The organism is Eubacterium sp. AF17-7, assembly GCF_003461285.1.
GTDB classification, from domain to species: domain Bacteria; phylum Bacillota; class Clostridia; order Lachnospirales; family Lachnospiraceae; genus Eubacterium_U; species Eubacterium_U album.
In genome coordinates this window covers 460,876-486,055 of the sequence record NZ_QTWU01000001.1, presented here as the reverse complement: position 1 = coordinate 486,055, position 25,180 = coordinate 460,876, and the positions used below count along the sequence as shown (strand labels likewise).

General features: G+C 32.2%; 18 protein-coding genes. 1 reads left to right on the top strand and 17 read right to left on the bottom strand.

What is annotated here, in order from left to right; all coding sequences use genetic code 11:
- Positions 1–125: 125 nt before the first annotated feature.
- From DWW96_RS02055 to DWW96_RS02030, 6 genes are all read right to left on the bottom strand, one after another.
- A complete protein-coding gene (locus DWW96_RS02055; RefSeq protein ID WP_243002994.1) occupies positions 126–2,201 on the bottom strand; it encodes a YgiQ family radical SAM protein in 2,076 nt (691 codons plus the stop codon).
- 16 nt (positions 2,202–2,217) lie between these two features.
- Complete coding sequence (locus tag DWW96_RS02050; RefSeq protein WP_117908673.1) at positions 2,218–4,644, bottom strand: DUF4125 family protein; 2,427 nt, start codon at positions 4,642–4,644, stop codon at positions 2,218–2,220.
- 27 nt (positions 4,645–4,671) lie between these two features.
- Entirely contained in the window at positions 4,672–5,511 is an 840-nt protein-coding gene (locus DWW96_RS02045) for a metal ABC transporter permease (RefSeq protein ID WP_117908670.1), read from the bottom strand.
- On the bottom strand, positions 5,511–6,200 hold the full coding sequence (locus DWW96_RS02040; protein ID WP_336306647.1) for a metal ABC transporter ATP-binding protein: 690 nt from the start codon (positions 6,198–6,200) through the stop codon (positions 5,511–5,513). The genes DWW96_RS02045 and DWW96_RS02040 overlap by 1 nt, the downstream gene beginning before the upstream one ends.
- A gap of 15 nt (positions 6,201–6,215) precedes the next feature.
- Positions 6,216–7,256, bottom strand: coding sequence for a metal ABC transporter substrate-binding protein (locus DWW96_RS02035; protein ID WP_243002993.1), 1,041 nt, complete (start codon positions 7,254–7,256; stop codon positions 6,216–6,218).
- Between the two features lie 81 nt (positions 7,257–7,337).
- A complete protein-coding gene (locus tag DWW96_RS02030; protein WP_022089696.1) occupies positions 7,338–7,757 on the bottom strand; it encodes a transcriptional repressor in 420 nt (139 codons plus the stop codon).
- A 355-nt stretch (positions 7,758–8,112) separates the two neighbouring features.
- On the opposite strand from DWW96_RS02030, the gene DWW96_RS02025 reads away from it, so the two are divergent.
- Entirely contained in the window at positions 8,113–8,649 is a 537-nt protein-coding gene (locus DWW96_RS02025) for a hypothetical protein (protein ID WP_117908662.1), read from the top strand.
- A gap of 151 nt (positions 8,650–8,800) precedes the next feature.
- On the opposite strand, the gene DWW96_RS02020 is transcribed toward DWW96_RS02025, so the two are convergent.
- The 11 genes from DWW96_RS02020 to galE all read right to left on the bottom strand — a co-directional run bounded on the left by DWW96_RS02020 (position 8,801) and on the right by galE (position 25,172).
- Positions 8,801–10,114 carry a HEAT repeat domain-containing protein gene (locus tag DWW96_RS02020; protein ID WP_158562624.1) on the bottom strand — a complete coding sequence of 438 codons (1,314 nt, stop codon included), beginning with the start codon at positions 10,112–10,114 and terminating at the stop codon, positions 8,801–8,803.
- 310 nt (positions 10,115–10,424) lie between these two features.
- Complete coding sequence (locus DWW96_RS02015; RefSeq protein ID WP_117908660.1) at positions 10,425–12,158, bottom strand: proline--tRNA ligase; 1,734 nt, start codon at positions 12,156–12,158, stop codon at positions 10,425–10,427.
- A 144-nt stretch (positions 12,159–12,302) separates the two neighbouring features.
- Positions 12,303–14,018 carry a S8 family peptidase gene (locus tag DWW96_RS02010; RefSeq protein ID WP_022089692.1) on the bottom strand — a complete coding sequence of 572 codons (1,716 nt, stop codon included), beginning with the start codon at positions 14,016–14,018 and terminating at the stop codon, positions 12,303–12,305.
- Between the two features lie 284 nt (positions 14,019–14,302).
- Entirely contained in the window at positions 14,303–14,662 is a 360-nt protein-coding gene (locus DWW96_RS02005; protein ID WP_022089691.1) for a DUF2304 domain-containing protein, read from the bottom strand.
- A gap of 3 nt (positions 14,663–14,665) precedes the next feature.
- Positions 14,666–15,355, bottom strand: a complete 690-nt coding sequence (locus DWW96_RS02000) for a glycosyltransferase family 2 protein (protein ID WP_022089690.1) — start codon at positions 15,353–15,355, stop codon at positions 14,666–14,668.
- Between the two features lie 32 nt (positions 15,356–15,387).
- Positions 15,388–16,623 (bottom strand): nucleotide sugar dehydrogenase, encoded by a 1,236-nt coding sequence (locus DWW96_RS01995; protein WP_117908658.1) that lies wholly within the window; start codon positions 16,621–16,623, stop codon positions 15,388–15,390.
- Complete coding sequence (locus tag DWW96_RS01990; protein WP_117908656.1) at positions 16,598–18,805, bottom strand: glycosyltransferase; 2,208 nt, start codon at positions 18,803–18,805, stop codon at positions 16,598–16,600. Before DWW96_RS01990 ends, DWW96_RS01995 begins: the two co-directional genes overlap by 26 nt.
- A 253-nt stretch (positions 18,806–19,058) precedes the next feature.
- A complete protein-coding gene (gene clpX / locus DWW96_RS01985) occupies positions 19,059–20,624 on the bottom strand; it encodes an ATP-dependent Clp protease ATP-binding subunit ClpX (protein WP_117908654.1) in 1,566 nt (521 codons plus the stop codon).
- A gap of 337 nt (positions 20,625–20,961) precedes the next feature.
- On the bottom strand, positions 20,962–22,578 hold the full coding sequence (locus tag DWW96_RS01980; protein ID WP_117908652.1) for a trypsin-like peptidase domain-containing protein: 1,617 nt from the start codon (positions 22,576–22,578) through the stop codon (positions 20,962–20,964).
- 239 nt (positions 22,579–22,817) lie between these two features.
- Entirely contained in the window at positions 22,818–24,131 is a 1,314-nt protein-coding gene (locus tag DWW96_RS01975) for an LCP family protein (RefSeq protein WP_117908650.1), read from the bottom strand.
- A gap of 15 nt (positions 24,132–24,146) precedes the next feature.
- Entirely contained in the window at positions 24,147–25,172 is a 1,026-nt protein-coding gene (galE, locus tag DWW96_RS01970; protein ID WP_022089684.1) for a UDP-glucose 4-epimerase GalE, read from the bottom strand.
- Between the last annotated feature and the right edge of the window lie 8 nt (positions 25,173–25,180).

Genomic DNA, 25,180 nt, shown 5'->3' with positions numbered 1-25,180 from the left:
TATCTCCTGTTCTTATTTTTTATAGCAAAGCTATAATATCAGATGATGATACTAATATCATGCATCTTTTTATATATTACTCGAAACTATAGTATACTAAAAATTCATTAAACAAGCCACCTTTTTTATTGTTTTTTATTACTTTTATTTACATTTTTTTTACTTTTTAGTGCGTTTTTTATTTTTTTTGGTGATTTTCTACTGTTTTGTAATGATTTTTTATTACTTTTATCTAATTTCTTTATTTTATCCCTATTAGTATTTTTACCATTTGAGCTGTTATTATTTTGTTTTTCACCTTTTTTGTTTCTTAAATTTCTGCTATTTGTACCCTTATCATTCTTTCCACTATTTTGTCTTTTATTTTTATTTGCACCATTCTTACCATACATCTGTTTTTCCTTAGAAAATTGTCTTGGTCTGATAAGACATTCCGGTCCAAATCCAATTAAATCTTCTCTGCCTGCTATTTGCAACGCTTCCTTTACCAATTCATAGTTAGCAGGATTTCTATATTGCATTAATGCTCTTTGCATTGCTTTTTCATGTGGATTTTTAGGCACATACACCGGTTCCATTGTTCTAGGGTCAACTCCTGTGTAATACATTACTGTTGACATTGTTGACGGTGTTGGATAAAAATCCTGAACCTGTTGTGGATTATAATTTATATCTCTTAAATATTCTGCAAGTTTTACTGCCTCTTTCATATCTGAACCGGGATGAGAGCTCATAAGATAAGGAACTACGAACTGATCTTTCCCTGCAGCTTTATTTAATTTCTTATATTTATCTATAAATTTTTCATACACAGCATTCTTTGGCTTACCCATTTTCTGTAAAACTTTATCCGAAATATGCTCAGGTGCAACCTTTAACTGTCCGCTAATATGATAATCTACCAATTCCTTAAAAAACGTATCATCCTTATCTGCAATAAGATAGTCAAATCTTATTCCTGAACGTACAAATACTTTCTTTACTTTTGGCAGACTTCTTAATTTTCTAAGAAGCGACAAATAATCTTTATGGTCTACATTTAAATTCTTACAAGGTTCCGGGAAAAGACACTGCTTATTTTTACATACGCCACATTTTAACTGTTTTTTACATGAAGGATGTCTGAAATTTGCTGTAGGTCCTCCTACATCATGTATATATCCTTTAAAGTTTGGCATCTCAATTATTTTTTGTGCTTCATTTATAATTGATTCATGACTTCTTGTCTGTATAATTCTTCCCTGATGAAATGTAAGTGCGCAAAAGCTACATCCGCCAAAACATCCTCTACAACTTATAAGTGAAAACTGTATTTCCTGAATTGCCGGAATTCCACCCATTCCTTCATACATCGGATGATAAGTTCTCATATAAGGCAAATCATACACATCATCCATTTCCTGCTGAGTTAAAGGCTCCTGTGGTGGATTCTGTACTACAAAATTTCCATTCGGATATTCCTCTACTAAAGTTTTACCATTAAATGGGTCAGTATTCTCAGACTGAATTTTAAAACTCTTAGCATATTCTAATTTGTCATTTTTCATATCTTCATAAGTTGGAAGAATAATCGGTTCATATACTGAATCTAAATTCTTTGTCTTATATACTGTTCCCGGTATAAAAGTAATGTCATTTACGTCTAAGCCACTATCTAAGGCATCAGCTATCTGAACAATAGATTTTTCACCCATTCCATATGATATAAGATTCGCCTGACTATCTAACAAAATTGATCTTTTAAAACTATTACTCCAATAATCATAATGAGCCATTCTTCTTAAAGATGCTTCAATTCCGCCTATTATAATTGGCTTATTTTTATATGTGTGACGTATAAGATTACAATATACTACCGTTGCATGGTCCGGTCTTTTTCCGATTTCACCACCCGGCGTATATGCATCCATTGTTCTATGCTTTTTAGATACATAATAATGATTAACCATAGAATCCATATTTCCGCCCATTACTAAAAATCCCAATCTTGGTTCTCCTAATATGTTAATACTATTATCATCTTTCCAGTCCGGTTGTGAAATAATTCCAACTGTATATCCGTGAGATTCTAAAACTCTGCTTATTATTGCGTGTCCAAATGAAGGATGGTCAACATACGCATCCCCTATTACATAGATAAAGTCTAACTGCTCTATTCCTCTGTCTATCATATCCTGTTTTGATACCGGTAAAAAACTCATACTTTTATTCCTTATACTAATTGTTTTTCTCTGCTTCATCTAACGATTTGTAACCTGACAGTAAAGCTGTATTTTTTATTGTCATTTCCGCAAGATTTTTGCCTTCTTTTGCAAGATTAATTACAAACTGCCCATACAATTTTAATAATTTTTCTGAATATGTCAACAACTCACCTTTTAAATATGTTTCATAAGATGTGTTATATAAATTATCAGAATCGCTGGTTATGTCTCTTGCATTATTTGCAAGTTTTGGATATTCTTTTGAAAACTCTTCCATCCAATCAACCTGAATTTTTGCGATTTCATCCACAATTTTTCTTGTCTTCTCTGTTTTTTTAGGGAGCTTATCTGCAAATTCAGCATATTCATCAGGTGAAGTGCTTTCCATCATCCTTGCATATTTTTCCGTAATCATATTCAGTCCTTTTTCCCTGTTTTCCGTCCACAGTTCAAGTATGCATGAAAGCATTTCATCTGTCCATGTCAAATACTGGCTTTTACGCATAATGTAAAACATTGGAAAATTGTTTTGACATTCCGCTCTTCCACCTACATTTTGTACTTTATCAAATGCTTCAAACTCCAAATCTATAATTTTATCTATTACTTTTTCCCTGTCAAATGCGTTTTCTTTATTTTTCAAAGTCAGATTCTCCATAATTATTCTAGAATAATCATTTAAAAATGTTGTTGTGCAACTTCCTTCTTCAACAATGTTCTGTTTTACAAGCTGCTCTATTATCATCTTGCTGATTATTTCAATTGCTGCAACTTTCATATCATTTTCGTTCTTATCACGACTTGAATATGAATAATCTTTCCAGTTTTCTCTTTGGTCAGGCAAGTCAGCTAAAGCCTTTAATACCGCAGATACCTCCGGCAAAATTTCCAGTTCTTTCATTCCCTTAAGCATCCATTTGTAATATGGAGCATATTTTCTGTTAAGCAAATAAACAATTTTCATTGTATGTTGCATAAATTCTGAAATACAAATATTCGCAGTAACAAAATCTTTTCTTGCCATTGCCCTTTCGTAATTACTCTGACCCGTCTGTGCCATTGCAGCCAATTCTCTTGAAATTTTAACTTTTCTTACTGTTTCCGGAATGTTTGCGAACTCACTTCTTATTGTTGAGAACTTATCTTCATTATCCTTAAATACAGCTCCATTAGTTACTGTCGCTAATTTGTAATCATCAATTTCTATCCATTCTCCTACAGTCTTTGGTGGTAACTTATATCCCGTATATTTTTCATAAAAATCACCTATTTTTGATACGCCACATCTTCCATCAGCTGTTGGTGTTTTATATGATTTTTCATTTTCACTTAAGAACCCATATTTTTTCATAAATTCTTCTTCGTGTTCAGAAATTATTTTTTCATATTCTTCTTCTAATTCTTTGCCTATTGCATCATATGTAGATGTGCTAACCCACATACAAAAACCTGCACCAAAATCATGGTCTCTTGAATATTTATCATCAAATCCAAACCTCTCCGAGCCCTCACCAACAAGACCTACTGCGATTTTATTTTCGTAGTCAGAAAATTTTTCGTGAATCATCGGTTCTCCATATGTCTCATAAAATTTTCTGCTTAATTCAATTCCATTTTCTATTTTATCTGAATCTAAATTTGTATGAACTCCTAAAATACTGTAAATCTGTCGTAAATTATCTTCTGTTATTTTATATGCAGTTCCTTTGCCCATATTAATTCTTATCTCATCTAAGGCTTCCTCATACAATTTGGCTGCTGTTTCATATTCTCCTATCTGAGCTTTTAATGATGCCATCGCTGATAAAGCGGCACTGTAATGAAAATCTTTTACCTCATCCTGCCTAAAAAGTGCTAATGCTTTATTCAAATGTTTTACAGCTTCATCAATTCTTCCTAACTGAACCAAAGATGCTCCAAGATTAGAATGGGTAACTGCCACCTCTATTCTGGAATCACTTAGTTGTTCAATAATACACAATGCCATTTTCAAATGCGCTACTGCATTTACATAATCTCCCATTTCCTGATATAGAAGGGCTATATTGTTATTTATGCTTGCCATTCTAAAATCATTTGGTTCAATATTTTTCTCATAAATTTTCATTGCCTCATTGTAAAACATAAGTGACTGTTCAAGTTTACCTGCAGCACGATGGGCATTTGCTATATTTTGCAAAGAAGTAGCATAATCAACCGTTCCTTCAATATTCATTTCTTTCATTAAAGAAAGGCACTGATTACAGGCTTTTATAGACTTGTCATACTGACTTGTATCTCTGAAGAATCCCATCATTTCATTTAATATGGTAAACTGAGCTGATTTGTCATTTTCTTTTTTTGCATTTTCCATACTTTCATTTAAAAATGGCTCCACCTCATCTATCGCCTTTTTTGCAAATAATTTATCTAACCCATTTAAAAATGCCTGAATATCCATAGCTCGTCCTTTCCTTTCTTTTCTATTTTATTTACTATATTTTCTCAATCGAATTACATTTAATATATTTCCAACAATAATGAACGCAACAAACATAATTAAATTTGCCACTACTACACTTGCACCTGCCGGTATTGATAATACATATGATGCAATAAGTCCTGCAATAAAATTAATCATCGCTATTACAGCTGAACATATTGTTACACTTAAAAAACTTTTATATACTCTCATTGATGTAAGGGAAGGAAATATTATTAAGCTTGAAATAAGCATCGCTCCCATCATTTTTACACCTATTACTACTGTAACTGCTGTAAAGATAGAAATCAATGTATTATAAAAATTCACTTTAACTCCTGATGCTTTTGAAAAATTTTCATCAAATGTAACTGCGAATATTTTGTGATAGCAAAATACAAATACTATTAATACGATAATCGAAAGTATTACACTCATTTCCACATCATCTTTTGACATTGCAAGAACACTTCCGAACATATAACTGTATACATCTGTGCTTAAACCTGTTGTAAGACTTGTAACAATTACACCAATTGCAAGTGCTGACGCTGAAGCAACTGCAATTGCCGCATCACTGTGCATTTTTCCATTTTCAGCCATTCTAAGAAGAAAGAAGGCTGCAATAATTACTACAGGTATTGAAAATTTTATTGGTGCAAATCCGCATGCTACCGCAATTGAAAGTGCTCCAAATGATACATGAGATAATCCGTCTCCAATCATTGAATATCTCTTTAATACAAGACTCACTCCTAAAAGTGCAGCACATAATGCCACTAATAATCCACCTATAAATGCCCTTTGCATAAATGGATATGACATCATTTCTATAATTACTGACATTATTCATTACCTCCTAAAAAAGCATCTGATGTATTTGATTTTTCATATTCTTCTACAGTTCCGTAAAAATATTTCTTTCGTCCTAAATGCAATATTTTATTAGCATAATTTACTGCATTTTCAATATCATGTGTTACCATAATTATCGTAACATTGTCTTTCACATTTAATTCTTTTATTAATTCATACATTTCCTTTGTTGCTGTAGGATCAAGTCCTGTAACAGGTTCATCTAAAATAAGTACATTGCTCATTGCACATAATGCTCTAGCTAAAAGTACTCTTTGCTGTTGTCCTCCTGAAAGTTCTCCGTAACATGTCTTTTTTAAATTAGTTATCCCAAGTTTTTCCATATTTTTCATTGCTTCCTGTCGGTCTGCTTTTGTGTAAAATGGAATTTTTCTTTTATTATTTAAGTTTCCGGATAATACAACTTCCCATACACTTGCCGGGAAATCCTTCTGTATCATTGTCTGCTGCGGAAGATAACCAATCTTTCCTTCTTTTAAATTCATTTTTCCTTCAAGAGGTTTTATAAGGCCAAGAATTGTTTTTACTAATGTACTTTTTCCTGTTCCATTTTCACCTACAATACACACATAATCTCCTTTATCAATTGTAAATGATAAATTCGATATAACTATTTTATTCTCATAACCTAACGTTACGTTTTCACATTCAAATATCATATCAATCCCTGCTCTCTATTTTTTTAATACTTCAAGATTTTTTGTCATCAGGTCTACATAAGTAACTCCACTTTGAAACTGTTTTTCCGTTATATTATGACAACTGTTAAACTCATATGCCTTTGCTCCTGTGTCTTCGCATATTGTATTTGCCACTGCCTTACTGCTTAATTCCAAATAGTAAACCTTATTAATTTTATCTTCGTTTATTTTGTCTATAAGAAACGCTATTGTTCTTGCACTTGGCTCTGTGTCTTCGGCACATCCCGGAAATGCTGCATAATAACTTAATCCATATTCTTTTGCAAAATATAATAATGGAAATTTGTCTGCAAATATAATTTCTTTTTTGTCCATCTTATTTACAATTTTCCTTATCTGTGTATCAATGTTTTGTATTTTTCCTATATATTCATCCGCATTTGCTTTATATATTTCTGCATTTTCAGGGTCAATCTTTATCATTTCATCACATATATACCCAACCATCTTCATTGCATTTACAGGTGATGTCCAAATATGCTCATCATATTCCTTGTCATCATGTGAATGTTCACTTTCTTCGTCATGTGAATGTTCACTTTCTTCGTCATATGAATGCTCACTTTCTTCACTATGACTATGCATTTCTTCACTATGGTCATGGGAATGCTCATATCTCAAATCCATTCCTTCTACCGTTTCTTCTTCCATAACATCAACATAGTCCATCATTCGCATAACCTGTTCATCATTTGACAATGCCCCTAAAACAGAGTCAACCCATGTTTCTAAAGTGCCTCCGTTATATATAAACAAATCTGCATTTTCAATTTTTATTATGTCTTTCGGTGTCGGCTCAAACGAGTGGCTGTCCTGTCCCGGTGCAACCGTCATTGTAATCGAAATTCCATCTACTTCTTTTGTAACTGCTCTTACAAAATCATAATATGGAAATAATGTAGTTACTATCTTTATTCTTGCATCATCCTGTGGTTCTGTATTCTGTGTAGCTTTACATCCGTTAAACGATACTGCCACAATTATAGATAAGATAATTGTTAATATTTTTTTCATTTTCATTAATCTGCTTACCTGCTTTCCGGCTTTTTTATTAGATTCAATAATTCTTTCTGCCTTCCGGTTTTTTATATAACTCTATTTATCTGACTTTTGACATTTTTCACATTTTCCATAAAATACAGTCTTTTTAGGATTTATTCTGAAATTATGGTCATCACCAATATGTCTGTATATTTCTTCTAAATGATGGCATTCCATTCTTGTAACCTCCCCGCATTCTTCGCATTTTATGTAAAATCCATCTTCAATCTTTTCTTGAGGATTCAAATATTTATAGCATGCTCCTGCCTGTCCTTCTACTTTTAATCTTGTTACAATTCCTGCCTCTTCCATTTTATCTAAATGTCTGTATATTGTAGTCTGTCCAACTGAGTAATTATGTTCTTTTAAGTAATTCCATATATCGTTAACTGTTACATAACCATTAGCATTTGTCTTTATACAATCCATAATGGCACTTTGCTGTTTAGTTTTATAATTTTTATTTCCACTCATTTTATATTCCTGCCTTTCAGAAAATATATATATTTGGTACATTATATTATCATCCAATTTGAAAATCTTTTTCATTTTACTCTTATTTTTTGTTTTAGTCAACGAATTTGAAAATCTTTTTCATTTTGTTCTCATTTTTTTCGTGTTATATTTTGAAGTATAATTTGCTATCTTGTAATTTAATTTGATGCCAGGGGCAAAAGTTCTTTCACTCACTCATAATCAAACTTATGTGAGCTTAAACTTTTTGACCATGACATCTTTAATATGTTATAATCTTTATTAAGTTTTGGCGAAGTGTTATTTATTTAATAATTCTTCACCGACCTGTTACTAAATGATATGAGGTGATTTTATGCGATACGTAAATCTCGAGGCTAATATGCCCTTAAACACTTTGGTAAACCGACTAAAAAAAGCAGAACATTATAATGACGAAGAGCCTTTCGGATATTGGTCTATTGAGACATTTGAAGGTAAAGAACCAGGTGTTCATGTTTCTTATGATGAAGAAAAGAAAAAATTATGCACTTATTACATAAGTGGCAATGAACAAAAGGATTTTATTACATCAATCAACAATGTTTTCACTGGTAAGATTATCGAAAAGGATGGTTTATGTTTTATAAAAGGTTTTACTTTTATGTCAGCAATTTTTAATATTGTTGTTATTTTGTCCATTGTATCTTTATTGCTAATGTTTTGGTTTATGAATAAGAATCCTAACATAATGATAATTGGAGTAATTTTCTTCATATACTTTTTGTTCGTGAAGGAACACTATAAAGAAAATGGGCGAAAAATTATTTATTTCTTTGGCGAATGTACTCAGAAAAAACAAAAGAAGATTAATCCTAATAAGAAAAAAGGCAAATATGCCAGAAGAAGATAATTGTATAACAAAAAAGGATTGGACCTATATAAATTATAGAATCAATCCTTTTTTAGTTCATTATTCTTTTATATTTATGCTATGGAATTTCAAAATTTTCAGGAAAAGACCACCAAAACAGATTACCGTTGCCAAATAATAACTTCTTGTTTTATTCATCCCAATCTCTTTCTATCTGTTCAAGTACTTCATTAATTTCAGAAATAACTGAACATTTAGTCTCAATTTTCTTATGTTCAATTAATGTTGTACGTATCACTTCTTTATTACTATCATTTACAATTTCACTTAAGTTTTCAACTACTGTCTGTCTGTTTTGATATCTTTTTGAATTTAACATTGATAATAAATTCGCTAAATATTCTTCTATACCTAAACTATATAAAACACTAAATATATATATTCTCGCAAACTCAACTTTTTCATTTAACAATCTACGTTTCAAAAATTCAATTAAATCATGCTGCTGATTTATCTCAATCGCTACATCTCCCAATGATGCTATTGCATATCCTCGTACCAAACCACTTGTATCTTTTTCTCCTATATTCTTTAGTAATTTATAGGTTTTTAAGGATTTACCATTACATAATGAATCACATGCTTCCATTCTCACAAATAGATCATTATCATGAGCTAATCGTTGCAATATTTTTTCTCCTTCTTTCAAATTCGAATTAACTAATACTCTAGCAGCGAAACCTCTATTATTACAACTTCCCTCGACTGAAATCTCTTTCAATCTACAAAAATCTTTCTCATCAATGCCTTTCTCATCTGACTTTTCCTTTAAATCAATTAAGAATATTTCCTCAATTATATCATTAATTCTATAAATTACTGACCCCGCTGTTTCAACTTTCTTATGCTCTAATAAGGCTGTAATAATCTCATTTTTATTGCTATCATCAAAAATTTCATGTAAACTTTCAACTACCGAATGTCTATTCTCATATTTTTTTGAATTAAACATAGATAATAAATTTTTCAAATATTTCTCTCGTCCCAATTTATATAAAGCAGTATATGTATTTATTCTTGTAAACTGAACTTTTTCCTTTATTATCCTTTCTTCCAAAAATTCAATCAACTCATTTTCCCTATTAATTCTATTTGCAATATTTTCTAATGACAATATTGCATATCCCCGCACCAAACCACTTGTATCTTTCTTTGCAATTTCTTTTAACAGATTATATGTATCAACAGATTCACTTATGCACAATGAATCACATGCATCTGTCCTTACCAGCCAATCATGGTCTTTAGTTAATCGTAACAATATCTGTTCGCCTTTTTCATCACTAGACTCTACTAGAGTTTCTGCAACAACAGCTCTAATATAGGCATCTTCATCATAAGATAATTCACTTAATATACTATAATCTTTTTCATCAAAATCTTCCACGTATGATTTTTCTTGTAGATATGTCAACAGCTCACATTTTTCTTTAAAATTCATCATTGTTCCTTCCTCAACCATTAGAATTTCATTACATTCTCCTGTAAAAAAATCCCCAAACAACATCATATTGAAATGTCAGATTCTATCTGATACATCAATCTGGTTCTGTTCAGAGATTAAGTCATTTATTAATGTTTTTCACAATACAATTTATCATTTATTTTAAATTTATTGTATCATCAACTATATTAATTCACAATAAAAAAAGTAAAATGTAGCATAGTAGCTATAATATAAAAAAAGGTTAAAATGATGTTATACATCATTCTAACCTTTTTAATTACTAACAATCAAGTTACATTTCTCAATGCTATTTTACATGTGAATAAATCTGTTCTTTTAACTGTGCAATAATGTTTTCAACTTCTGTTACTGCATCATCTGTAGGTGTCTTCTGCTGAATGCTCTTATCTCTTGTTGAGATTTCTACAACACCTTCTCCCATATTTCTTGGACTTACTACAACACGTACAGGCACTCCAAGTAAGTCAGCATCTGCGAACATAGCTCCCGGTCTTGCTTTTCTGTCATCATATATTACTTCAATGCCTTTATTCTGAAGTGTTTCATATAAATTATCTGCATAAGCCTTACATTCTTCATCATCACTTCTTAAGCAACAAATGTGTACCTGCCATGGAGCAATTGTAATTGGCCAGATTGGTCCGAAGTCATCATGTCTTACTTCGCAAATTGAAGCTGCCATACGACCTACACCAATACCATAGCATCCCATGATAGGATACTGTGTTTCTCCATTTTCATCAGTATATGTAAAGTTCATAGCCTTTGAATACTTTGTTCCTAACTGGAATATATTACCAACTTCAATTCCTCTTGAAATTGTAATTGTTTTCTTTCCACACTGTGGGCAGATTCCACCTTCGGCAATTTTTGCCAAATCATAATATTCAACATCTCCACAGTCTCTTTCAACATTAAATCCTGTATAATGAGTGTCAACTTTATTAGCACCTGTTACAAGATAATCAATTCCTTTTAATGAACTGTCAAAGAACACAGTTACTTTATCAGAAATACCAACAGGTCCGATAAATCCTGCTGTTAATACACTGTCATCAACAATATCAGCCGGATGAATGTCACAACCTACTACCTTTGTAAGTTTAGCTTCATTTATATCTAAATCTCCTCTTATAAACGCAACAACAAATGTGTCATCTTCATTTCTCTGATATACAACAGCCTTTGCAGTATTTTCTGCAGGTATTTTTAAGAAATCACAAAGTTCTTCTATTGTTCCTGCATGAGGTGTTGGAACTTCCTTCAATTCTTCTTTTGGAAGTTTGTTTTCATTTTCTACAATTGATTCTGCTGCTTCTACATTTGCACTGTATCCACATTCAGGACAAATTGCTATTGAATCTTCCCCTGCCGGTGTAAGAAGCATATATTCATGAGAAATATTTCCACCCATCATACCTGAATCAGATTTTACAACTGCTACTTCAGGAATTCCGCATCTTGCAAAAATTCTGCAGTATGCATCATAGCACTTGTGATAGTACTGTTCCAAATCCTCCTGTGATGTATGAAATGAATATGCATCTTTCATTGTAAATTCACGTACACGGATAAGTCCTGCTCTAGGTCTTGCCTCATCACGGAATTTTGTCTGTATCTGATAAATCATAAATGGATATTTTGCATAACTGTTAGCGTATTCTCTTACTAACTGAACTGATGCTTCTTCGTGTGTCATTCCAAGAACCATCTTACTTCCTGTTCTGTCTGTAAATCTTAAGAGTTCTGAACCTACACTTTCATATCTTCCTGATTCTTCCCAAAGACTACCCGGTAATGCAACAGGGAATAAAACTTCCTGTCCATCAATCTTATCCATTTCGTCTCTGATAATTGCTTCTATTTTCTGTGAAATTCTCTTCATCGGCGGAAACTGTGAATAAATTCCATTTGCTACATTTTTAATATAGCCTCCTCTAACCATAAGTGCATGACTGTCAATCTGACAATTTGCAGGTCTTTCTTTAAATCTGTCGCCAACTAATTTTGATAATTTCATCGTTCTCTCCTTCACTAATGTAAATTCTGGCACAATGTGCTATGTCTTTAACTGCTTTATTTTAATATATATTTATAAAAAAATCAATGGGAGAGAACAGTTAGTACACTTTATTCTATGGGTGATGAGAATTAGTACACTTTATTATTTATTTCTAAGTATGCTAAAGGCTTCATATACATTTACTTTACCATATCCCCATTCTTTAGATGGATAAACTATGTTTCTATCCCTTATTGCCCCTCTTATTAAAAAGTTTTTTATATAATTTGTTTTCATTTGAGTTTCATTTTTTTCCACTATTCCCCACTGCATAAGTTGTGCACAGTTTCCTGCAACTAAAGCTGCTGCAACCGATGTTCCTGACTTTCGCACATAATTATTGTTTATTCCGGGTCCATAGACATTTACACCAGGCGCAGTAATATCCGGCTTAATTTCATTTGTTCTGGTAAAACCTCTGCTTGAATCTGTAAATAACGCATTTGTCATATTATCATATGCCGCTACCGTTATTGTAGCCTGAGTTGTCGAAGGAACTGTCAAAGTTATATCAGGATTTGGTTTTAAGAAATATGTTTCTTTGTCTATAAATTGCTTTATGGGAAGCCAGATATTGTAATCACCTTCTAATATATTATTTCCATATACCCTGATTATCCACACTCCGGGCGTAGGGTCTATAAATCTCATAAATATTAGTTCAACACCACCGCCTGCTTCAACAAGACTATAACTGATATCTATTTTACTTTTTTCAAGCAAAAATTCTACCGTATCACTTTGCCCTACTCTTGCCGGAATCCTTGATATCATTTCTCCCGAAGGCGAAATAAAAGCAACCGATATTATATCCGGTGAATTTCCCCAAAGTTCCATTGTAAATCCATTTGTTCCTTCGCCCACCCTAAGTTCTACATCTTCATATTCTTTATTTAACACGCTGCCTTTATAATGAAGTCTTGCATTTCCTTCATTTCCTGCGCAAGTAACTACGCAACATCCAATCATTTCACCCAAATCATTTAATTGTTGGGATAAAGCTGAACCTCCGGACCTTTGACCACTTCCTGTACCTAAACCTAAAACCAAAACAAGTGGTTTGCTTTCTCTTCTTGACAGATTTCTCAAATATGTCACTGCCTGCATAATATCATTTTCCTGATATACATCCTGAACATTTTCCTCTATGAGATAGAAATCCCTAAGATATTTCTTTGCCTTTTTTAATTTTACAACCGCAATCTGACTTTCATTTGCTGCACCAATAAAATTATTTTCCACATCCTCACTTCCACATGCCACTCCTGCCATAAATGTTCCGTGCCCCTGTGTATCTTTAGTTGGAACAATCGAATACGGATTTTCACTTTGCAATGCCCTGTCAATATCTTCCCTTGTATACTCACTCCCAAATTCTATTCCTTGCGGGTGAGTTCCACTCTGATCACTTTGATCCCATATAGATAAAATTCTCGTCCTACCCGTAACATTTTTAAATATGTCATTTGTATAATCAATTCCGGTATCTATAAAACCAACTATTACACCATTTCCTGTTAAAGATGTGCCTCTTACTCTTTGCAGTCGCAATGCTCCCGTTGCTTCGACTGCAGACGTATCCATAAGTCCAAAAAGTTTGGGAATTGCAATATATGTATCCTCACCCACACTTATCGGATTTATTTCAGATAATGGATAATATATGGCGGAAAATTTATACCCTATATCCTGTATGCACAAATCTTTATATTCCTGCCGTGCTTCATTTTCCCTAAATCCAATCTCTATTATAAAATCAGCATAATCTTCCGATATAATTCTTTCCGCACATTCACTCATCATATTTTCTGATGCCATTGCCTAATGGCTTTGGTCATCTTCCTCTCCAATATTATTTTATAAAGTATATGATTATTTTCTCTTTAAAATTCAATCTATTGTATATTTCACAAAAGCTATTTTTTATTTTTGCTCAATAAAAAAATATCAGATAGTGACCACACTCACCGTTCGGTTATAAACTTTGATTTCCCATGCCTGGCAAGAAACAATTTCTTCTTTCACACTTGGCGGAAAGAAAAAAAGAATTCACATCAGCATATACCAACACGAATTCTTTTTATTGTGATTAATTTTATTTATTATTTTAATTCATTTTTTTCTATTGAATCTAATTTTTTATTTAATATTCCTACCATCTGTGTTAACTTTCTTACTCGAACAGCTAATCTTGAAACTGTTGTTGTAAGTACAAATATTAAAATTAATGCAAATACAAATCCACATAAGAAAATCATATTTACAGGAGAATATACTCCCATTAAATCTGATATTTTTGCTATTGCATCAGGAATCCAGACTAAAATTATAAGTCCTATTAACACAATAAACCATGGCAATGATAATTTTAAATCAAGTTTTCTCTTTCTGACCATATTATATATAATGCAAAACAACAATAAAAATACTACTGTCATTACAATCTGTAAACGAATTGTCATATTCTACCTCCACTTCTCAACCAAAATTGCTATGGATACTTTTATCATATAGTATACCGAATGTCTAACTGATGAAAGTGATGAAACGCCTTCTGCTCTCTCTCTCATAATTACCGGAACTTCTTCAATCTTTCTCTTATGTCTTATAAGACGAACCGTACTTTCCGGTTCCGGATAATCTATAGGATATTCTTTGGCAAACATTTCAATTGTTCTTCTGTTACACATTCTCATACCTGAAGTAGGGTCTGTTATTGTCTTTCCTGTAAGCAAATGAATTAAAAATGTGAAATATTTTATTCCTACTCTTCTGATAAACGATGACTGAAATCCTTCTTTTTCAATAAATCTTGAACCGATTACCATATCACATTCATTTTTCACAAGATAATCTGCCATCTCATTTAGGTATGCTGCATCATGTTGTCCATCTCCATCAAACTGTACTGCTATATCATATCCATTCTGAAACGCATATAAATATCCGGTCTGTACAGCTCCACCAATTCCCAAATTCAATGGAAGATTAATTACCTTTAATCCATTCTCTACACATACATCATAAGTATTATCTGTTGAGCAATCATTTACAACAATATAATCAAAACCCTGTGCATTGTCTTTAATATCTTTTACAGTATTTACAATACTGTCCTTTTCATTATATGCAGGAATAATTACCAATTTCTTCATGCATCTTTCTCCTTTAATTTAAATACTACCACTTAATCTCTGAAATACAAATCTCTTGTATAAACCTTATCTAAAACATCCTCAAGATCATTATTAAATCTATTTGCAACTATAACGTCACATTTTTCTTTAAATTCATTAACGTCTTTTATTACCTCACTGTTAAAGAATGTTTCTTCTTTTAGCGTAGGTTCATATATAACGACTTTAAGTCCTTTTGCCTTTATTCGTTTCATAACACCTTGAATAGATGACTGTCTGAAATTATCAGAATTTGCCTTCATTGTCAACCTGTAAATTCCTACAACGCCATTCTGGTTCTGTGGAAATCCTGCTTTTTTAAGTATTTGTTCTGCAATAAAATCTTTCCTTGTGTTATTTGCTTCTACTATTGCTCCAATAATGTTATTAGGGACATTCTCATAATTTGCCAAAAGCTGTTTTGTATCTTTTGGCAGACAATATCCACCATATCCAAATGACGGATTGTTATAATAATTTCCGATTCTTGGGTCAAGTCCGATTCCCTCTATAATTTGTTTTGTGTCAAGTCCCCTAACCTCAGCATAAGTATCAAGTTCATTAAAGAATGATACTCTAAGTGCTAAATATGTGTTAGCAAATAATTTAACAGCCTCTGCTTCTGTAGGTTTTGTAAACAAAACGTCTATATTTTCCTTTAATGCTCCTTCCACAAGAAGTTTTGCAAATGTGTGTGCAGCTTGTTTTATTTTTTCATTATCATCAGGTGCACCAACTATTATTCTTGAAGGATACAAATTGTCATATAATGCTCTTCCTTCACGCAAAAATTCCGGTGAAAAAATTATATTTTCCGTATCATATTTTTTTCTGACACTCTCTGTATATCCTACAGGCACTGTTGATTTAATTACAATTATAGCATCTTTATTTACTTTAAGAACGAGTTCAATTACCTGTTCAACTGATGAAGTATCAAAATAATTTTTATCCGGGTCATAATTTGTAGGTGTTGACACAATGACAAATTCAGCATCTTTATAAGCGTTTTCACCATCTAGTGTAGCTTTTAAATTTAATTTCTTTTCTGTAAGGAATTCCTGAATTTCTTTATCTACAATAGGTGATTTCTTATTATTAATCATATTAACTTTTTCTTCAATCACATCTACAGCCACTACGTCATTATGTTGTGCTAACAAAACTGCATTTGATAATCCTACATATCCTGTTCCGGCTATTGCTATTTTACTCAAAATCCTACTCCTTTTTATTTTCCAAATCATAACTGATTTCTTTTGCTCTCGCATCAAATGTATGATTTCTTAATACAATCTTTTTACCTTTCCCTACAATTTCTTTTCTCTCATCTTCATGAGTCAAATAATAATCAATCTTATTTTTCAAATCTTCCCTGTCTCTATAAGTCACCAGACAACCTTCAAAGTATTTATGAAGTTGTGGCATATCATCACTAATTATAAATGCCCCTGCTGCCAATGCATCAAATATACGATTAGATATTATACCATTATCCTTCATGTCATCCCAATGGTCATTTAATAATATTTTTGCATCGTGATAAGCCTGTCCAACCTGCTCATTAGGCATATACTTCGCTTCTACATAATCTTTAACAGGAAATTCATCCCATCCATCTCCATAAACTGTAAGTTTATGTTCTGTAGGAAGTAAATCTTTAAGTATTGTTCTAAATACATTTCTTGAATTTCCAACAAATAAAAGCTCGTATTTCTTTTCTGCCTCTTCATTAACATTAGTCATAACTTCCGGATCAGTACACTGCATAAGTGTTTTTACCGGAACTTTTATTTTTTCCTTTAACTGTTTTTCAATTACATCAGAAGCTGCATAAACCATATCAAAACAATTATACTCTTCTACTTTTACTCTGTCAGGGTGTGAAATATTCCACATAATTGAATACTTCTGTTCTATCTTAGGATAGCATGCATATTTTCCTCTAAGAACAATTGAATACGCATTACGACTTCTCTCATACCATTCATCTCTTGTCTTAACAGTGCAATGATAACCGAGTTTCTCTAAAGATTTAGCAAGTGCTAATGCATAATGATAATCTCCCCAATTATAAATCGCTTCTGTATTTGGCATTGATCCACATATGTCTATTCCCTTTGGATCAACATAATCATTAATTTCATATACTAAATCCTTAAATTTATCAACATCTAATTTATCAAATTTTTCTATAGGAACTATTATAACACTATCTCTTGTATCTGTATAATCAGAGCTCTCTGTATTATTTGTTCCATCTACAATGACATCAGTATAGATTCCTACTGCATGAGGTAATTTCTCTGCTTCTAAATATTCTACATCATAACCTTTATCACTTAATGATTCGCCTAAATCTCTACACTTTTCATCATTTTCAGGTTCTATTATTGTAATCTTTAATGGATTTTTTGTAAAAATATTATTTTCTTCTATTTTATCCTTAATAACCTGTCTTAGCAAATAGCTCTGCCATACGCATTTAAATACCTTTACATTCTTTCTTATACGCTTTAAGTCCTTTGTTTCATCATCATACAACTTATTTTCCGTATCACAGAAAAAAGCATTAGATGTAGGAATATAATAATTCTTATACCCTTTGTAAAATCCATGAAGGCATAAATCTGTACTTTCGTAGCCTAAATTATATTTTCTGTCAAAAGGTCCGATTTCATTGAACACTTCTCTGCTCACTAACATCATCGCCCCTGACACTGCTGCTCTCTCTTTTATTTCTTTATCCGCTTCACATATTTCTTTTTTATTATCCACATCAAATGGTTGCATAAAATATGCATCTTCAAAAATTGAGCCTTTAATTTCTATTCCTGTACTTTGAATACAGAAACTATTGCCACTATTTTTATTATCTTTTGGCATTGCAGGATATATTAATCTTCCCGACACAATACCTGCCTGCGGTAAATTCTGATAAGCATATAGCAATTCATCTAGCCATCTGTCTGAAACAATTACATTATTATCAAGAAATACAAAGTATTCACCCTTTGCTTTCTTTACGCCGGCATTATTCATCATAGAAGTTGTTATTTTCTTTTTATTATTAACAACTGTTAGGGCCATTTTCTTTTTCCATTTTTCAACACATTCTGTCAAATGTCCATCTGATAATGCATCAACGATAATAATTTCATAATTGTCATAAAATTTGCATTTTTGCAAAGATTCTATTAGTTCTTCAAGTTTTTCAGTTTCTCTATTGACAATTATTATGGAAACTAATGGTTTCCCTTTTATTCCCCTGTTAGGAAGTTTTTCTATGTCTGATTTAATTACTTTAAATACTTCTTCTTTTCTTTCATTTTCTTTGTCATTTAAATCATCATCATTTAAATCTAACGCCCATTCTAAGCTATCCTGACCATTTATTATGTTTTTAAAAACAGAATATATATTTTTCACAATAACATCTCCTACCGTTTTCCTCTCATGTCCCTATGTTTTGCTTATATTAACATATGGGTTGCAGATTGTTCTAAATTTACACTCTCACAATCCTACCCATCATATAATAAACTATCAAACATTTATTTTTATTGCATAATTATTAAAATAAACTTAATAAAATAAATCATTTTAATATTATGCCTATAAATTTATCATTTAGGTAATTCGTTCGTTAATAAAACGACTTTATCATTAGTCAGACTAAAATCTAATCATTTTGTTCAAGTAATTCCTGTCCTCTGAATCTGATTATAGGAGCACCTTTCTTTTCTATGCATTCCTTTGTCACAGTAACTGTTCCAATATTATCATCTTTTGGAATTTCGTACATAATGTCTAGCATGAAGTCCTCAATAATAGACCGCAAAGCTCTTGCTCCTGTATTTTTATTTATCGCTCTTGCAGCTATTTCTTTTAATGCATCTTCTGTAAATCTTAAATCTACTTCATCTATAGCCAGCAACTTTTTGTACTGTTTAATTATAGCATTTTTTGGCTCTGTAAGTATTTTTACAAGCATTTCTTCTGTCAAACCTTCCAATGTAAATATTATTGGAAGACGTCCAATGAATTCCGGTATCATACCAAATTTTCTCAAATCTTCATTTATTACTTTAGATAATATTTTAGCATCTTTATCATATTTGTCTTTCAAATCAGACATAAAACCTATTGTTGCCTGCTTGTTAAGACGTTCCTTAATAATATCTTCCAATCCCGGAAATGCACCGCCACATATAAATAATATATTCTTTGTGTTTACTGTTGCTAAAGGCACCATTGCATTTTTACTTGTTGCTCCAACCGGCACCTCAACTTCACTGCCTTCTAGCAATTTTAACAATCCCTGCTGAACAGATTCTCCGCTTACATCTCTATTTGTTGAATTCTGTTTCTTTGCTAATTTGTCAATTTCATCAATAAATACAATTCCTGTCTCAGCTCTTTCTACATCATTATCTGCTGCTGCCAACAATTTAGAAAGTACACTTTCTATATCATCACCAATATATCCTGCCTCAGTTAATGATGTTGCATCTGCGATTGCCAAAGGCACATCTAATATTTTTGCCAATGTCTTTACAAGAAATGTTTTACCACAACCTGTAGGTCCTATCATAAGCATGTTTGACTTTTCAATTTCAACATCATCCTGTATCGTGTTAGCAACTCTCTTATAGTGATTATAAACACCTACTGACATTACTTTTTTAGCATAGTCCTGACCTACCACATATTCGTCTAACTGCTCTTTAATTTTATGTGGAGCAGGCAAATTTGCCAAATCTATAGTCTTAACTTCTTTTTCTTCTGTTTTTTTCTTTTTCTTTAATTTCTGATTTTTTGGAATTTCTCTATTAAAATCATCACTTGTAACCATTCTTACATTAGGCATTTTTAATAATTTTTCCAAATCCTCTTCACTTATGTTCACATTCATCCCATTTAATCCGCCAAATCCCGGGAATCCTGCTAATCCATCATTCATTGTATCAAAACTTCTCTGCAAACAATCTGTACATACATATATGTTTCCCGGCATTGATACCATCTTTCCTGCACGGCTCTCAGGTCTTCTGCAGACATAACAAATTTTTTCATATTCATCTTCATTATCATCTTTGTCTGTTGAAGTTGTGTCTTCTTTTTTTATATAGTCTTTTTTTGTTTCATTAGTATTGTCTAATGATTCATCTGTCGTTTCTTTATCATTAATGATTTCTTTGTTTTCTTTTATATTCATATCTTCTTTTGTTTCAAATTCTTTATCCATGCTGTTTTCCTTTCAGTTATCACCATAGTACTTTATATAATTTCAGGGGCACCCCAACTTTGATTCTACCCAACATTCGCATATCGTGGGATAGTCTTCCCGCTTTTTGCTCATATTGGCGCGGGTCCTAAGGTCTTTCACCCACTTATGAGCAAGTTCATGTGGGGTTAGCCCTTTTGACTCAGGCATTATATATCTGATTCTTTTAAATCTTGTAACATATTATCACAAAACCATATGCTATGGCAATTTCTTTGAATAAACGACACCAAAAAGCCCATAGAATTGTTTTAAAACAAATCTATAGGCTTCTTATTCACTCTTTATAGTCTATATATTATTTTGTTGTCTGTTCATTTGCTCCTGCTTCGCTTGAAGAACTTAATGTTAAGCTTACATCTTTTTCTTTATAATCTCTTCCGTCTCTGTATGCGACTTTTACAGTAACTGTTTCTCCAGCTTTATAGTATTCCAATATACTCTGTAAATCATCCATTGAATTTACTGTCTGACCGTCAAATCCTACGATTACATCTGTTGCTACGATTCCGGCTTTTGCTGCTGCCGCACCGTCTGTTACTGCGTATACATAAACACCTTCCGGCATTGAATACTGTTCTACTGCATCCGATGTTACACTATATCCCTGGATTCCAAGATATCCTTTTTCATCTGATGAAACCTTTGATCTTGTTTCTCTCTGTTCCAAATTATTAATAATATCTGTTACTGATGAAATTGGAATTGCAAATCCCATTCCTTCTACGCTTGCTGATGAAGATGTAGAACTTGATGAATATTTAGCTACGTTAATTCCGATTACTTCACCTTTTGCATTAATTAAAGCTCCACCACTGTTACCACCATTAATTGCCGCATCTGTCTGAAGTAATTTCATTGTATTGTTATTATCAAATGTTACTTCTCTATCTTTTGCACTAATAATTCCTGATGTAACTGACTGACCATATCCTAATGCATTACCAATTGCAATTACACCTTCACCTACTGTTACTTCATCTGAATTCCCAAGTGTTGCTTTCTTAATTGTTTTTAAAGTTGATTCCTTAATATCTGATAATTTAATTGCTACTACAGCAACATCTGCCTTTGTATCTGTACCTTTTACACTACCTTCAACTGATTCACCATCTACAAACTGAATTGATAATGAATCTGCGCCCTCTACTACGTGGTTATTTGTAACTACAAGCAATTCTGTGTCTGTCTGTTCTACGATAATTCCTGAACCTGCTGACTGTTCTTCATATGACTGTCCATTGTTATTTCCATCATTATTTCCAAAACCATAACCATAGAAATAACTAAAATTATCATAATAATTTGATTGAACTAATGTAGTATTTGTAATAGCTACAACTGAATTCATAACGTCTGAAACAACATCAGATACATCTGTTATTACAACTTTTCCATCTGAGCCTGAATTTGTATCTTCAATAACATCTGTTGAGCCGACACTAGGAATATCTTTATTATCTGCTGTTGTTGTCTTTTTGCTGCTGTTATCTGATGATAAAATGTTATTTGTATTATTACCTTTTCCAGCAATAGAACTTGTTATTAACGAAACTCCTACAGCTAAAACAACAACCACACCTGCTATACATGAAATTAAAATTGCAGTCTTATTCTTTTTTGGCTTTTTGTTGTTATCATTATAGTTATTATAACCATTATTGTAATTGTTATATCCTGAATTTGAATTATCATATCCGTTGTTCGAATTATTACTCTGATTATAATATGAATTATTTCCACTATTGTAATATGAACCCTGACCATTGTTGTTTGTGTTGCCACTATTATAATATGAGCCACTTTGTTCACTATTTCCGTTTACGTTACCATTTGTTTCATTGTTACTATTTTGATTATCGTTTACAGTTTCCTCTGTCTGGTTGCTGTTAACATTATTTTCTTCATCGTACATATTGCTTTCCCCTTTCTGTACACATTCTTTGTAACGTCTATCTTTATTACAAGTAACAGTTTAGTTTTAATTTGTGATGTTTTTGTGTTCCCTTTGTTAAAAAGTTTTGAAATCACAGCAATTTTTGATACCAAAGTCTAAAAGTCTAAGCCACATGGGCTTGCTCATAAAAATAGCCGAAAAGTAAATAGTTACACATTTGCTCTCTAAAATACTTCTCAGCTATTTTTTATATTTCTTTAATGAAATTCTGTATCGCCACCATCATCGTAATCATAATACTCTTCTGTCTGCGATTCCTCTTCATCTGTACTTGTTCCACCCATCTCTGTAGGATTATAACCTGTAGAACTTGAAGAAACACCTGTCTGGCTGACAATACTACTGTCTATTTCTTCAACAGTTGAAGTTGGCTGATAATTTTCTTCTCCATAAAGGAATTCATGCAATGCTGTTACATTCTGGCTTAACCCCTGCGGTAAAACATAACTTGTATTATCTATTGTTCCTGTTGTAAGTTCTGATGGGAATCCTTCACTTCCACTCAATGAAAAATCAAAAATGATTGGTAACATTCCTACTATCTGATCAAAATCAAAACTTGTAGAAATTATCTTTTCTTTCTTTGTATTTCCATCTAAAACAGTGTTTATCATCTGCTGAAGTTCACTTACACTTGCTTTTTTAGCTCTGTCTACTAATTTCATAATAACAGAACGCTGACGTGCAGCTCTTCCAAAGTCATCCCTTATGGCTTTACCAGTGTCCGGATCATAAAATGTTGCCTTACGGATTCTACAATATGTAGTGGCCTGAATACCATTCAGCTTTATGTTCTTTCCACTTTTGGCTATAGGCTTTGCATATTCTCCTGTAGTACTGATTGTACTCTTCATATGATGATTAAGCTGATTAACCTCATCATCTGTAAGATTAACTTTAATTCCACCAAGAGTATCTATTATCTTTGCTACACCAGCAAAATTAACAGTAACGTAATCTGTAAGCTGTAAATCCAAATTTTTATTTAAAGTATTAATAGCTCCTTCAGCACCACCAACTGAATATGCTGAATTTACTTTGAAATATTTATATGTTCCATCGCTATTATATATTCTCAAAAATGTATCTCTATAAATAGACACCATCTTTACTTCACCTGTAGTATTGTGAACACTTACAATTACCATTGAATCACTGTTTGTACCCTCATCAAACTGACTTGTTCGTGAATCAATTCCAAATAAAATAAAATTAGTATATTCTTCAGAATAATTGTATTGAAGATTATTTGTTTCTACTTGATTCTTGTTAAAATCACCATCAAATACACTTTTATCATAAGATTTGCTTCCGAACAATTTTATTATATTTTGTCCTACCGGTGTTTTTGTAAGTCCTTCAACAATTGCTCCTTTTACAGCTGGCACAAACATTACCGTGCCCATTAAAATAACACATACTGCAAACAGTACTTCAAAAAATATCAGGACCTTCTTTAATCTTGATAAAGACCTTAACTTCTGCTGCTTTGTTTTATTTTTTGAACTCATTTGTATTCTCCAATATTATACTCCCTTATATCCATTAGGGTTTTTCTTTTGCCAATTCCATGTATCTTCACACATTTCCTTGATTCCATATTCTGCTTCCCAGCCTAACTCTTCTTTTGCAAGGGATGCATTTGCATAACATTCTGCAATATCTCCAGGTCTTCTTTCTGTTATTTCGTAAGGAATCTGTTTTCCACAGGCCTTGCTGAAGTTCTCAATAACATCTAATACACTATATCCGATTCCTGTTCCTAAATTATATGCCTTAACACCTATATCAGGACATTTTTCTAATTTCTGAATTGCCTTTACATGTCCCTTTGCCAAATCAACTACATGAATATAATCTCTTACGCCCGTACCATCTTTTGTAGGATAATCATTGCCAAATACGTTTACCTTTGGAAGCTGACCTGTTGCCACCTTTGCAATGTATGGCATAAGGTTGTTTGGAATTCCGTTAGGATCCTCTCCAATTTCTCCACTCTTATGTGCTCCAATTGGATTGAAATATCTTAATAAAAGAATGTTCCATTCTTTATCAGCGACATAGAAATCTCTAAAGATTTCTTCCTGCATAAGTTTTGTTCTTCCGTATGGATTTGTTGCTGAAAGTGGGAAATCTTCAGTAATAGGTACTGTAGCCGGGTCACCGTATACTGTAGCTGATGAACTGAATACAATATTCTTTACCCCTTTGTTTCTCATCACATCGCACATATCTAATGTACCTGAAATATTATTTCTGTAATATTCTAATGGTTTTGCAACAGATTCTCCTACTGCCTTTAATCCTGCAAAATGAATTACTGCAAAAATCTTATTTTCATCTAAAATCTTACCTACTAATTCTTTGTCAGCAATATCTCCTTCATAAAATTTCAGGCTTTTTCCTGTAATCTTCTGAACTCTTCTTAAGGATTCTTCTGATGAGTTAGACAAATTATCTAAAACAACTACATCATATCCTGAATTTAATAATTCAACACATGTATGACTTCCAATAAATCCTGCTCCTCCGGTTACTAATATAGTACTCATAATCAAGT

Bases quoted from the DNA above. Each gene is read 5' to 3' on its own strand.
- DWW96_RS02055 (WP_243002994.1), bottom strand. From the start codon at position 2,201: ATGAGTTTTTTACCGGTATCAAAACAGGATATGATAGACAGAGGAATA.
- DWW96_RS02050 (WP_117908673.1), bottom strand. From the start codon at position 4,644: ATGGATATTCAGGCATTTTTAAATGGGTTAGATAAATTATTTGCAAAA.
- DWW96_RS02045 (WP_117908670.1), bottom strand. From the start codon at position 5,511: ATGTCAGTAATTATAGAAATGATGTCATATCCATTTATGCAAAGGGCA.
- DWW96_RS02040 (WP_336306647.1), bottom strand. From the start codon at position 6,200: ATGATATTTGAATGTGAAAACGTAACGTTAGGTTATGAGAATAAAATA.
- DWW96_RS02035 (WP_243002993.1), bottom strand. From the start codon at position 7,256: ATGAAAAAAATATTAACAATTATCTTATCTATAATTGTGGCAGTATCG.
- DWW96_RS02030 (WP_022089696.1), bottom strand. From the start codon at position 7,757: ATGAGTGGAAATAAAAATTATAAAACTAAACAGCAAAGTGCCATTATG.
- DWW96_RS02025 (WP_117908662.1), top strand. From the start codon at position 8,113: ATGCGATACGTAAATCTCGAGGCTAATATGCCCTTAAACACTTTGGTA.
- DWW96_RS02020 (WP_158562624.1), bottom strand. From the start codon at position 10,114: ATGATGAATTTTAAAGAAAAATGTGAGCTGTTGACATATCTACAAGAA.
- DWW96_RS02015 (WP_117908660.1), bottom strand. From the start codon at position 12,158: ATGAAATTATCAAAATTAGTTGGCGACAGATTTAAAGAAAGACCTGCA.
- DWW96_RS02010 (WP_022089692.1), bottom strand. From the start codon at position 14,018: ATGGCATCAGAAAATATGATGAGTGAATGTGCGGAAAGAATTATATCG.
- DWW96_RS02005 (WP_022089691.1), bottom strand. From the start codon at position 14,662: ATGACAATTCGTTTACAGATTGTAATGACAGTAGTATTTTTATTGTTG.
- DWW96_RS02000 (WP_022089690.1), bottom strand. From the start codon at position 15,355: ATGAAGAAATTGGTAATTATTCCTGCATATAATGAAAAGGACAGTATT.
- DWW96_RS01995 (WP_117908658.1), bottom strand. From the start codon at position 16,623: ATGATTTGGAAAATAAAAAGGAGTAGGATTTTGAGTAAAATAGCAATA.
- clpX (WP_117908654.1), bottom strand. From the start codon at position 20,624: ATGGATAAAGAATTTGAAACAAAAGAAGATATGAATATAAAAGAAAAC.
- DWW96_RS01980 (WP_117908652.1), bottom strand. From the start codon at position 22,578: ATGTACGATGAAGAAAATAATGTTAACAGCAACCAGACAGAGGAAACT.
- DWW96_RS01975 (WP_117908650.1), bottom strand. From the start codon at position 24,131: ATGAGTTCAAAAAATAAAACAAAGCAGCAGAAGTTAAGGTCTTTATCA.
- galE (WP_022089684.1), bottom strand. From the start codon at position 25,172: ATGAGTACTATATTAGTAACCGGAGGAGCAGGATTTATTGGAAGTCAT.